At 35.4% G+C, this 11,647-nt stretch carries 9 protein-coding genes; 5 read left to right on the top strand and 4 right to left on the bottom strand.

What is annotated here, in order from left to right:
- Positions 1–139: 139 nt before the first annotated feature.
- From MWH06_03280 to MWH06_03270, 3 genes are read right to left on the bottom strand one after another with little or no spacing between them, the layout of a single operon-like run.
- On the bottom strand, positions 140–739 hold the full coding sequence (locus MWH06_03280) for an SCO family protein (GenBank protein ID UPA55626.1): 600 nt from the start codon (positions 737–739) through the stop codon (positions 140–142).
- A 44-nt stretch (positions 740–783) separates the two neighbouring features.
- Positions 784–1,479, bottom strand: coding sequence for a DNA polymerase III subunit epsilon (gene dnaQ, locus MWH06_03275; protein UPA55625.1), 696 nt, complete (start codon positions 1,477–1,479; stop codon positions 784–786).
- Between the two features lie 24 nt (positions 1,480–1,503).
- On the bottom strand, positions 1,504–2,154 hold the full coding sequence (locus MWH06_03270; GenBank protein UPA55624.1) for a Tim44/TimA family putative adaptor protein: 651 nt from the start codon (positions 2,152–2,154) through the stop codon (positions 1,504–1,506).
- 164 nt (positions 2,155–2,318) lie between these two features.
- Between MWH06_03270 and secB the strand changes: the two genes are divergently transcribed.
- The 4 genes from secB to putA all read left to right on the top strand — a co-directional run bounded on the left by secB (position 2,319) and on the right by putA (position 8,982).
- Positions 2,319–2,822 carry a protein-export chaperone SecB gene (gene secB, locus MWH06_03265; GenBank protein UPA55623.1) on the top strand — a complete coding sequence of 168 codons (504 nt, stop codon included), beginning with the start codon at positions 2,319–2,321 and terminating at the stop codon, positions 2,820–2,822.
- Positions 2,823–2,898: 76 nt separating this feature from the next.
- Positions 2,899–3,135, top strand: coding sequence for a hypothetical protein (locus tag MWH06_03260; protein UPA55622.1), 237 nt, complete (start codon positions 2,899–2,901; stop codon positions 3,133–3,135).
- The gene (acnA, locus tag MWH06_03255; GenBank protein UPA55621.1) at positions 3,132–5,714 is read left to right on the top strand and encodes an aconitate hydratase AcnA; all 2,583 of its coding nucleotides are present in this window, start codon (positions 3,132–3,134) and stop codon (positions 5,712–5,714) included. Before MWH06_03260 ends, acnA begins: the two co-directional genes overlap by 4 nt.
- Positions 5,715–5,841: 127 nt before the next feature.
- A complete protein-coding gene (gene putA, locus MWH06_03250) occupies positions 5,842–8,982 on the top strand; it encodes a bifunctional proline dehydrogenase/L-glutamate gamma-semialdehyde dehydrogenase PutA (protein ID UPA55620.1) in 3,141 nt (1,046 codons plus the stop codon).
- A 373-nt stretch (positions 8,983–9,355) separates the two neighbouring features.
- Here putA and MWH06_03245 read toward each other — a convergent pair whose 3' ends face one another.
- Positions 9,356–10,171 carry a transposase gene (locus MWH06_03245; protein ID UPA55619.1) on the bottom strand — a complete coding sequence of 272 codons (816 nt, stop codon included), beginning with the start codon at positions 10,169–10,171 and terminating at the stop codon, positions 9,356–9,358.
- Between the two features lie 785 nt (positions 10,172–10,956).
- Between MWH06_03245 and MWH06_03240 the strand changes: the two genes are divergently transcribed.
- Positions 10,957–11,598, top strand: a complete 642-nt coding sequence (locus tag MWH06_03240; protein UPA55618.1) for a protocatechuate 3,4-dioxygenase — start codon at positions 10,957–10,959, stop codon at positions 11,596–11,598.
- Positions 11,599–11,647: the final 49 nt, after the last annotated feature.

The following is an 11,647-nucleotide window of genomic DNA, read 5'->3' as shown; positions in this document are numbered from 1 at the left end:
ATGTTAAAAGCACAACTTTACGAATGCTTATTTTTGAAGACAGCAAATAGTGTCATTCCAATGCGTCTTCCCGGTGGAGATTAAATTATAATGCTCATGCAGTTGCGTGCTCGACTAATTAACAGAAAAATCTATAATTTCAGTTTACGTATTTTCTTATCTCAGCCAAAATCTTATCCGATTGACTTTCATCTGAATTTAAATCAGCTGCAAAGTGTGTAACATATTTTCCTCCAGGGCCAATAAGATATATTATCGAAGAATGGTTGATTTCGTCTTCTCCATCTACTTTGCTTGCGTATACTTTATATTTCGCAACTACTTCGTCTATTTTTTCTCTTTCACCAGTTAACATTTGTATTCTATGGTCAAATTGCTGCTGAAATTCTTTGAGTTTTTCAGTGCTATCGCGCTCAGGATCAACTGTGATGAAGAATGTTTGTAGCTTGTTGTTAGTTTTCTCATCTAACTTTGCAAGTGTTTCTGAAATTATCCCAAGGTTCATAGGACAAATTCTTTTACATGAGGAAAATCCAAAGAAAATCATCATGTATTTATCTTTAAAATCACTACTGCGCAGGATCTGTCCGTCCTGATTAATTAAAGAAAAATCTCCGCCTATCTTAACTTCTGCGTTGTGTGGGGCAAATATGCCTTTTTTAGTGAAATAACAATAACCTAAAAAAACAACTGCTAATGCTGCTAGCACATTAGATAACAATCTTATAAGCCTTACCATTAGAATGCTCCCAGTAAAATCAAATTGTATCTTTATTGGTTAACCTATTCAATATATTTATTCCAAAGTGTATTGTTAATTTTGTCTAACAGTTTCTTATGTTCATCAATTTCTTCACTATTTGGTGAATGTTCTCTGGGAGTTAGATTACGCACTTTATGCTGAACGAATGTAGAGTTACTGTCCTGATTGCATTCATTATCAAACAGAAAGGTTTGTAACCCTCCTGTAAGTTCAACATATACCTTTGCAAGCAATTGAGCATCAACTAGTGCTCCGTGCAATTCTCTATTCTCTAGCGATATATCAAAACGCTTACATAATGCATTCAAAGAAGCAGGTGATCCTACGAATTTTTTCCTCGCAAGAGGTAATGTATCTAGCACTCTATCTGAGGAAATTAACCCAGCATTCAGCTTGCTTAACTCCATGTTAAGGAACTTAACATCGAATTCAGCGTTGTGAATTACCAAAATATCATTAGATATAAAATCAAGAAATTCAAGTGCAACATCTGAGAATAATGGTTTATTTTCTAAAAATTCTTCACTAATACCGTGAATCTTAAACGAGTGATAAGGTATATCTCTTTCTGGGTTAAGGTACCGATGGAATACTTTACCTGTTGGAATACGATTAATTAATTCCACACACCCTATTTCAATAATTCGATGACCAGATCCAGTGTCAAGACCTGTCGTTTCAGTGTCAAGTACTATTTCGCGTAGCTTGCTTTCCATGGTTAACTCTAAATAAAACTAATCTTACTTGTCATTTGTCTTATCGTTATTTGTCTTTTTATAGTTAATAGAAACAAGCAACCAGCTTGGGTCTGATGAATTAACATTTTTTTTGAATTGCCATACATCCTCAACTTTATTAATGGTGGATGTACTACCTGATATGATATCTCCTTCATTGTTCTTAACGAAGTTAATTTGCTCTGAAAGGAAATATACTGCAATAAACACTGTGTTTTTTACTAGCTTTATTTCTAAAATCTTTTGTGAAACGATAGAAACAATTATAGACTCGTGCACCTCTTTACGATGTTTAATCTTCTCTGCAAAATTATCATATAAGTCTTTATCGAGAAGTGGTTTTAACTGAGATAAATTTCCTTGATTGAAATACTTTATTATTAATTCAAAAGCTATGCTTGAACCTTCTATAAAGTGGGAAATAGAAAAATCTTTGTTTTTTTTTAATATTTGTTCATAAGTAACTTTTATTGAATTTTCATCATTGCTATCAATATAACTCTCAATGTTTTCTACTACATCTTCTTTACTTCGACTTACATCCAATACATTAGTTAGCTTTTTTAGGTTAAGATTGGTTGACCTTCCTAAAGAATTATACAAACGTGAAAAAATGAATGCCGCTAATAAAGTATATATTACAAGCTCTATCATAGTAACTCAACTCCTTGGCATATAAAGTATCTGAACATTATTAATTATTAATGAAAATATGTTTTTCATATCAACTTATAATCAGGTTTGCTATTCATTTGTAAATGAATATATTATATAAGAAAGTATTAAATATCTCAACTCAATTAAAGGAGACGTAAGAAATGCCACAACAAAAAATGAGAATTCACGGTCAATATGTTAAAGATCTATCGTTTGAGAATCCGAATTCGCCATTCCTTTCTTCAAATAAAGCTCCCGATATTAATGTAATGGTTAATATCAATTCAGCGAAATTAGAAGGAATGGAAAACAAAGAAGGAGTGAATGAAGAAAAATCTTTCCATGAAATTACTTTGCATATAGAAGTTAAAGCAACAGTGAAAGATGAAGGTATAAAAGATGGCGTAGCTTTCATTTGTGAAACGAAATACTGTGGCATTTTTTCAATAGAAAATCTAAAAGAGTTGAGTGAGGAAGAGGTAAGACAAGTTTTGTTTATTGGTGGCCCTACTTTTCTTTTCCCTTTTGCAAGAGAAATAATTGCAAGAGTTACAAGCAGTGGTGGATTTCCCCCACTAATGCTAGATCCTATAGATTTTGAAACTATGTACGAGCAGCAAAGTCAACAACAAAGAAGTAACGGTAGTAATTCCAATTTTAACTAATGTAGTGTAATATATAGCTGAAAATAGCTGTGCTACTGAGGTATCAAAGGAGGAAGTATCTGAAATGAAGCAGAATATGTGTAATGATTTTGAAGGTAGTCTGTATGTCCACCAGTGCACACCGTTTTTGTCATTCCAGTGCGTGACACTGGGATCCAGGTATAGAAGTGTTTGCAAATCATACAATTTGCAGGGGATCCTAGGAACATATGTCAAAAACAATGTCTATGATGAAATAGGCTGGATTCCAGCGTCACGTGCTGGAATGACACCATTAGTTGATTTTTCACTTAAAAATGGTTATGCAGGATGAATAATTCTTTAAACGCAAAAACAACTTTAAACATTGACGGGAAATCATACAACTATTTTAGCCTAAGTAGTGCTAGTGAATTTTTAGGAATAGATGTGACTAAATTGCCCTGCTCACTTAAGGTTCTGCTTGAAAATTTATTGCGCAATGAAGATGGAGTAAACATAAAGCTGGATGATATAAAAATACTAGCAAGTTGCGTTAATAAACACGCTAATCATGAAATTAGCTACAAGCCAGCAAGGGTGTTGATGCAAGATTTTACAGGGGTTCCTGCTGTCGTCGATTTAGCTTCTATGCGGAGTTATGTCAAGAAAAATGGAGGCGATCCAAGCAGCATAAATCCGTCTGTGCCCGTTGATCTTGTGATCGACCATTCTGTTCAAGTAGATAGTTATGGAAGTGTTTACGCATTCAGTAAGAATGTTGAGCTAGAAGTAAAAAGAAATTTGGAGAGATATCAATTCTTAAAGTGGGGAGAATCATCCTTCACAAATTTTAGAGTAGTACCGCCAGGTACTGGAATTTGCCACCAAGTGAATCTTGAATATTTAGCACAAGTTGTATGTAACGATAGCGGAGTTGTATACCCAGATACCTTAGTTGGTACGGATAGCCATACTACAATGGTTAACGGGTTATCAGTCCTTGGTTGGGGTGTTGGAGGCATAGAAGCTGAGTCTGTGATGCTTGGTCAACCAATTAGTATGGTGATTCCAGAAGTAGTTGGATTTAAATTAATTGGCAGACTGCCGGAAGGAGTAACTGCGACTGATTTAGTGCTGACGGTTACCAATATCCTAAGAACAAAGGGTGTTGTTGGTAAGTTTGTAGAATTTTATGGTGATGGTTTAGATTATTTATCTTTGGCAGATAGGGCAACTATAGCAAACATGGCCCCAGAGTATGGCGCAACTTGTGGATTTTTTCCAATTGATCAGAAAACGCTAGATTATTTAAGCTTAACCGGAAGGCCAGAAAAGCTAGTTGAGGCTTATGCGAAAGAGCAAGGATTGTGGCGTGGCAATAATGAGTTAGCATTTTTTGACACACTAGAGCTTGATTTATCAAGCGTGAAGCCAGTAATGGCTGGTCCCAAAAGACCACAAGATAAGGTTTTTCTTTCACAAGTGACAGAGTCTTTTTCTAAATCATTTTCAGTTGACGAATCAAAGGAAAGTGATAAGCTTCAAGATGGAAGTGTAGTTATTGCAGCAATAACAAGCTGCACTAACACCTCAAATCCAAGTGTAATGATTGCTGCAGGTCTTGTAGCTCGTAATGCAATTAAACTTGGATTAAAATCAAAGCCTTGGGTTAAAACTTCTCTTGCTCCAGGGTCACAAGTTGTAACAGAATATTTAGAAAAGTCTGGATTGCAGGTAGATCTAAATGCTTTGGGTTTTAATCTAGTTGGATATGGTTGCACAACTTGCATTGGGAATTCTGGTCCACTAAATAGTGATATAGAAGATGGCATTAAAAACAAAAATTTAACTGTTGCTGCAGTTTTATCTGGTAATCGTAACTTTGAAGGAAGAATTCATCCGTTAGTCAAAGCTAATTACTTGGCATCTCCGCCACTTGTTGTTGCATATGCACTTGCTGGTACTGTGCAAACTGATTTGACAAAAGATTCAATATGCAAAGATAAGAATGGAAATGATGTCTATCTCAAAGATATATGGCCAACAAACAATGAAATCGAAGATTGTGTTAAAAATGTGGTAACACGTGAGATGTTTATACAAAAGTATAAGGATGTTTTTTCTGGTGATGAACATTGGCGAAAAATAAAGTGTGAAAAAAGTGAAATCTATAATTGGGATGCAAACAGCACTTACATACAAGATCTGCCCTATTTTGATAATTTATCACCTAAAAATAATAAAATCGATATAAAAGGTGCACAAATATTGGCAATGTTTGGCGATAGCGTAACTACTGATCACATTTCCCCTGCTGGAAATATTGCTTCAAGTAGTCCTGCAGGTATATATTTAAAAAGGCTTGGAGTTAAACCACAGGACTTTAATTCATATGGGTCTCGTCGTGGTAACCACAATGTAATGATGCGTGGAACTTTTGCTAACATTAGAATAAAAAATGAAATGGTAAGCATCGAAGGCAGCTATACAAAATATATTCCTTCTCAAGAAACTATGTCGATTTTTGATGCAGCAACGCGCTACAAAGAAAGTAATGTTCCTCTCATCATTGTGGCAGGAAAGGAGTATGGCACAGGTTCAAGTAGGGATTGGGCAGCAAAAGGTACTTTATTGTTGGGGATTAAAGTTGTAATTGCAGAAAGCTTTGAGCGTATACATAGGGCCAACTTAGTCGGTATGGGTGTTCTTCCACTTATATTCCAAAATGGAATAACCAGAAAGATATTTGATGGTAGTGAGATAATAAGCATAAAAGGTGAAATAGTACCAAATGGAAATCTAGAATGTATCATTAAAAGACAGGATAGTTCTGAACAATCAATTCAACTCAAATGCTGTGTACAAACTGCAACTGAGGTTAAATACTTAATGAGTGGTGGAGTATTGAGCTACATACTTCTCTTGACTTAGTAAAGTTAAGTAAGTACTAGACTTCTTTTAGCCAGCCCTAGCCCTTTTATAAATAATAATTTATTCTATGCGAAGTTATGATATAATTTTACCTTACATATGGTAACAGAGTGTTTTATAGATAATTATGATTAGCTCTATACAAGAACCTAATGAACTAAGGAAACGTTTACAAAGATTTTATCGTACTGATGAAAAAAACTATGTACGTTATCTTGTAGAAAAAGCAGAGCTTTCAGCCGATTCAAAAAGTAGAATTTATAATATTGCAAAACAAGTTATTGAAAAAATCAAACACAATAAATTAAGTATTGTAGATTCCTTTATGCAGCAATACTCGCTTTCCAATGATGAAGGAATAGCATTGATGTGCCTTGCTGAATCACTACTTAGAATACCAGATGATTATACAATAGACGAAATAATCAAAGATAAAATTGCCAATCAGGAATGGAATAAATATTTAGGGCACTCTTCTTCGTTGTTTGTCAATGCTTCCACATGGAGCTTGATGATAGGTAGCAGTATATTGAGAGATAATGAAGGCGATTCGAAGTTCTATTACGCAATTTCTAAGTTACTTAAGAATTTAGGAGAACCGATCATTCGCAAAGCAGTAAAACAAGCAATGTCTATGCTTGGTAATCATTTTGTTGTTGGAGAAACCATAGAAGAAGCTTTAAGGTATGCAAAACTAGATGACAATAGTAAGTTTTTATACTCTTTTGATATGCTTGGCGAAGCTGCTCACACAGCTGAAGATGCAGAAGAGTATTTTAATTCATACATGCACTCAATAAAAGCTATAGGTGAATCCACTGAAATAAATGATTGTTTTAAATCGCATGGAGTTTCAATCAAATTGTCTGCGTTACATCCACGTTATGAATTTGGTCAATTCGATAATATAGCTGAAGAGTTGAGAGCTAAACTGCTAGAGCTTTGTCATGAAGCAAAAAAATACAACATTTCATTATGCATAGATGCAGAAGAAACAGAAAGGCTTGAAATGTCCTTAATCTTGTTTGAACAATTACGGCTTGATGAATCACTTTCTGAGTGGGAAGGGCTTGGCTTGGCTGTACAAGCATATCAAAAACGTGCTTTGTCTGTTCTTGACTTTGTAGAGGATGTTGCTATTCGATCAAATCATAAAATTGTGGTCAGACTTGTAAAAGGTGCATATTGGGATTCAGAAATCAAGCGTACGCAAGAATTGAGATTAAATGATTACTCAGTATTTACAAGAAAAAGCTATACTGACGTATCTTACCTCGCGTGCGCACAGAAACTTTTGAGTAAACCAAACAGCTTTTACCCATGCTTTGGAACTCATAACGCCTATACTTTTGCTTCTATCATGGAGCTTGCTGATAAAAATCATCCTGGATTTGAATTTCAACGTTTACATGGCATGGCAAAAGACTTATATGATTATGCAATGTCAGAGCTTGCAACAAATGTTAGCTGTCGTGTCTACGCACCAGTTGGTAAACATAGTGACTTGTTGCCTTATCTTATAAGATGCCTTCTTGAAAATGGAGCTAATAGTTCGTTTGTTAATCAAATAAATGATTCTAACATTAAAATTGATGAGTTAATTTCAGATCCACTGGAAAAAGCTATAAGTTTCAATTATGAATCTCATCCAGACATTCCATTACCACAAGATATTTTGGGACCAGAAAGAAAAAATTCTTTGGGAATGGATATTAGTGACTCGGTGATAGTCTCACAATTTGCAGATGATATAAAGAGCTTTAGTGAAAAAAAATGGCAAGTTGGGCCAATAATTGACGGACAGTCACTTTTTGATGATGCCAAATTTACTGAAGTGGTGAATCCTGCACATTTAGAAAATGTAATTGGAGAAGTGTTAAATACAACAAGTGCTCAAGCTTTAAACGCTCTTGAAATAGCACATAATGCTTTTACTAAGTGGCAGAATGTTTCAGCAGAAAAGCGCGCTAAATGCCTTGAAAAAGCTGCAGATTTGCTTGAAGAAAGGATGAAAGAGTTGATTTACATTCTGATCGTAGAAGCAGGAAAAATTTTATCTGATGCAATAGCGGAAGTAAGAGAGGCAGTGGATTTCTTACGTTACTACGCAACGATAGCAAAAAATGAACTGAGCGACTGGAAAAAATTGCCAGGTCCAACAGGTGAAGATAACTTCATCTTTTTTGAAGGTAGGGGAGTTTTCCTGTGTATATCACCGTGGAATTTTCCACTTGCTATCTTCATTGGGCAGGTTTCAGCTGCACTTGCAGCAGGTAATGCAGTGCTGGCAAAACCGGCAGAGCAAACGCCGATTATTGCCTACGAAGCTGTTAAGATACTACATGAAGCTGGGATACCAAAAAATGTGTTACACCTCATTCCTGGGGATGGTGGATATTTAGGCAAAATATTAGTTCCAGACAATAGAATTGCTGGAGTAGCTTTTACTGGCTCAACACAAACTGCTCAAATAATTAACAAAATGCTTGCAGATAGGGATGGGCCTATTGTGCCGCTTATTGCTGAAACAGGAGGGCTCAATGCTATGATTGTTGATAGCTCCGCTCTCTTAGAGCAAGTGACTACAGATGTTGTACTTTCTGCGTTTCGCAGTGCCGGCCAACGCTGTTCTGCACTTAGAGTGCTGTTTATTCAAGAGGACATAGCAGAGAAGCAGATAAAAATGATATGTGGTGCAGCACAAGAACTCAAGATTGGTGATCCAATGCACTTAAGTACCGATATTGGGCCAATCATTGACAAAACGTCTCTCGATGTGCTGATCCAACATACGCAAAAAATGTCAGAGGACGAAGATTCAAATCTGTTATTTAAAGTACCCATGGATACAAATTCTCATAATGGTTATTTCTTTCCTCCATATATTTATGAAATACAAAAAATTTCGCAATTAAAGCAAGAAGTATTTGGGCCTATTTTGCATATCATACGTTTTAGCAAGTCACAATTAAATGAAGTTATAAGTGATATAAACAATACAGGATATGGGCTTACATTTTCTTTGCAGAGCCGTATACAAAATCAGATCGATTTAATAAGCAAAAAAATATCAGTTGGAAATGTCTACATCAACCGTAACCAGATAGGTGCAGCAGTTGGGATACAACCATTTGGTGGTAGAGGACTATCTGGCACTGGGCCAAAAGCTGGTGGTCCTCATTATTTACAGCGTTTTTCTACAGAAAAAGTTGTAAGTGTTAACAATACAGCATTCGGTGGTAACACTACACTTATGTGTTTGGATTAATTTGCGGGCCCTAATTTTTCTTACCCCTAAACTAGACGTTCGTGCAAACAGCGCTAAGATCCGAAAAGGACCAGCTCATGCACTAGACTTCTTGCATAACCTAAACTAAGCAGAAAAAAGGTGTCATCCGAGTAGCCTTCTTATTTTTGTCATCCCAGTGCCCAGACTACTTGGATCCAGAAAAAAGAATGGTGTCATCCCAGTACTCCTTTCTCGTCATCCCAGTGCGTGACACTGGGATCTAATTTTTTATGCAAAATTATTATATTTATATACTTGCAAATAGATACAATTTGAAATAATTTATACTATAGACCTGCTGCGAATCAAGCGATAAAAAAAAGGAAAGGAGGGTGACTAAAATCAAGGTTAACTAAAAGGCGTGCTTAAGATTTACAATACCAGCAATAATATTGAACCTCAGGTTATATTTTTTCTGAAAATTGCGATAAACATTCGACATAATCTTAAATATCTTTATCTCTCGGATCTTGTTTTCTACTCTCATTCTAAATGATGCTAATCTTCTATTATGCTCTGGAGTTAATGGCTTTTTACGATACTTTTTATATGGAATTATAACATTGCTTTGCAATTTTTGCCAACCTTGATATCCAGAATCGGCATGTTTTATGCTATCAAGTGGTAAATATTTTTCTTGTTTCCTTATGCGGAAATCACTAATTCTACCACGGTATGACTTTGACACTGATAAAATTCTTCCTCCTTCTTCGATAATAATCTCAGTTTTCATAGTGTTGGTTCTTTTTTTTCCTGAATATGATTTCTTCCGTTTTTTACTATCTTCTGGTCTCTGTATTTGCTGTTCTGTAACATCAGCCAAAATCTTCAGTATTTTTTCTGGCGTCATACTTCTATCTTTTGTTATAGTCACTTTTTTGGCGAGTAATGGCTCTATTCTCTTAAGTAACCTACATACATTTGCGTTGTGTACATTGAATAGGCATCCTAAAAATCTATGTGTTATGTAAGTGCGATAGTACAAAATTACGCAAAACAACTTATCTTCCAGAGTTGGTAGTTTTGATCTTCTACCATGACACTTTTTCTGTTTTTCCCATCCAGACCTCACTTTTTCCACTACTTTTTCGAACTCCTCTATAGTTAAACCTGTTATATTACGAAAGTTTCTTGGGTGTTTTTTCATATTATAGTAACTAAAGCTCATTTTTTTCCTTACTTGATCTGCTTATTCTTCTTCTACCTCTCTCACATCATTTTTTCAATCACCTTTTTCAGCAGGTCTATAGATCCCAGTGTCTGGGCACTGGGATGACACCCTACTTAACCGTCATACCGCCGCGGTATCTCTTAACATAGATCCCGCTAACACGTAGCGGGATAACGAATATACTGCCACGAACCGTCATACCGCGATTCATTCGCGGTATCTCAGCCGCTAACAAGAGATCCCGCTAACACGTAGCGGGATGACGGTTGTCGTTTAGCTATAAACATTAAGAAATTTATCAAACGAAAAAAAAGGCAAAAGAAGCCCTAGTCATTGTCTATTTTCAGTATTGGCGTTTTTTAAGTCTTAAACGCTGCAATTTAGCTGCTTTTAAATGCAACTAACCTTAGCTTTAATATTTAAGAAATTTACTAGGCAGAAAAAAAAGACAAAGAATCCCCGGAGTAGCTAGTTATTCCACTCTTTATTTTAAAATTTGACGTTGGGTGATGCCTTAAACGCTTTATAAGCACTTTTCAGCTTATGTGGGTAAAAACCCAAAATTTTTATAAAGACATAGTATGCACATAGTGCAAAAATTAAACAATAGTACGCCAAATACAAATCTTCTTGTCGTTTTAATCTGCACAGATTGGGAAGTTAAATAAAATAGCTTCACTTTCATGATAAGGGGGCTGGCGGAGTTTGTAAAGTAATTTTTTCGTTTCTATTCCCAATAAAAGTTTGTTATATGGTTATGCAAGAAGTCTATTATAAATGAAATGAATGTGAAAAATATCTTATTAGCGCTTTTAGTACAAACGGTATTCAGTTTGCCGCTATTTGCGGCTGATCCTGTTTTGCTCAACTGCATTGAAACTCCAGAAATATATGACCTTGATGTAAGGCCAAAAAATTTTAGCTCTTCAAACAATTTAAGAAGGAAGCCTGGTTCTCCAAATAGTGCAACAGGAGAATTAATACACATAGTGGGTAGAATTACTGATATAAACTGTTTACCAATACAAAATGCTGTAGTTTCTATATGGCACGCGAATTCACGCGGCGTGAACCATTACGATAAGAATATAGAGGATGATCCGAATTTTGCTGGATCAGGAAGGTTTGTAGTGAATAATCTTGGCTATTATAATTTTATTACGATAGCACCTGGTAAAATTGGTGATAGAGCTCCACATATTAACTTTCTAGTTCAACATCCAGATTTTCCAGAATTCACAACGCAAATGTTTTTTGCTGACCATAATTGCAATAATTGTGCTGATCCTGTTCTTGAAGATTTTGTTAGTAACGGGCTTGCAAGCCTTCTCATAACACCATTTACTTACAGTGATCAGGTCATAAAAACCTATACGTTTAACATTACCTTGAGCGGATATAATAAGTTCTCTAATAAAAGATAAAAAACCCTTGCATGTAAGGGAGTCCATAGTAAACTTGAGTGTTATTGTA

Origin of the sequence: Wolbachia pipientis (assembly GCA_023052945.1) — a bacterium.
GTDB lineage: Bacteria > Pseudomonadota > Alphaproteobacteria > Rickettsiales > Anaplasmataceae > Wolbachia.
The sequence above is the reverse complement of the archived record's forward strand: the minus strand, read 5'-3'. Positions and strand labels throughout refer to the sequence as shown.

Bases quoted from the DNA above. Each gene is read 5' to 3' on its own strand.
- dnaQ (UPA55625.1), bottom strand. From the start codon at position 1,479: ATGGAAAGCAAGCTACGCGAAATAGTACTTGACACTGAAACGACAGGT.
- MWH06_03280 (UPA55626.1), bottom strand. From the start codon at position 739: ATGGTAAGGCTTATAAGATTGTTATCTAATGTGCTAGCAGCATTAGCA.
- MWH06_03240 (UPA55618.1), top strand. From the start codon at position 10,957: ATGAATGTGAAAAATATCTTATTAGCGCTTTTAGTACAAACGGTATTC.
- MWH06_03270 (UPA55624.1), bottom strand. From the start codon at position 2,154: ATGATAGAGCTTGTAATATATACTTTATTAGCGGCATTCATTTTTTCA.
- MWH06_03260 (UPA55622.1), top strand. From the start codon at position 2,899: ATGTGTAATGATTTTGAAGGTAGTCTGTATGTCCACCAGTGCACACCG.
- acnA (UPA55621.1), top strand. From the start codon at position 3,132: ATGAATAATTCTTTAAACGCAAAAACAACTTTAAACATTGACGGGAAA.
- MWH06_03245 (UPA55619.1), bottom strand. From the start codon at position 10,171: ATGAGCTTTAGTTACTATAATATGAAAAAACACCCAAGAAACTTTCGT.
- putA (UPA55620.1), top strand. From the start codon at position 5,842: ATGATTAGCTCTATACAAGAACCTAATGAACTAAGGAAACGTTTACAA.
- secB (UPA55623.1), top strand. From the start codon at position 2,319: ATGCCACAACAAAAAATGAGAATTCACGGTCAATATGTTAAAGATCTA.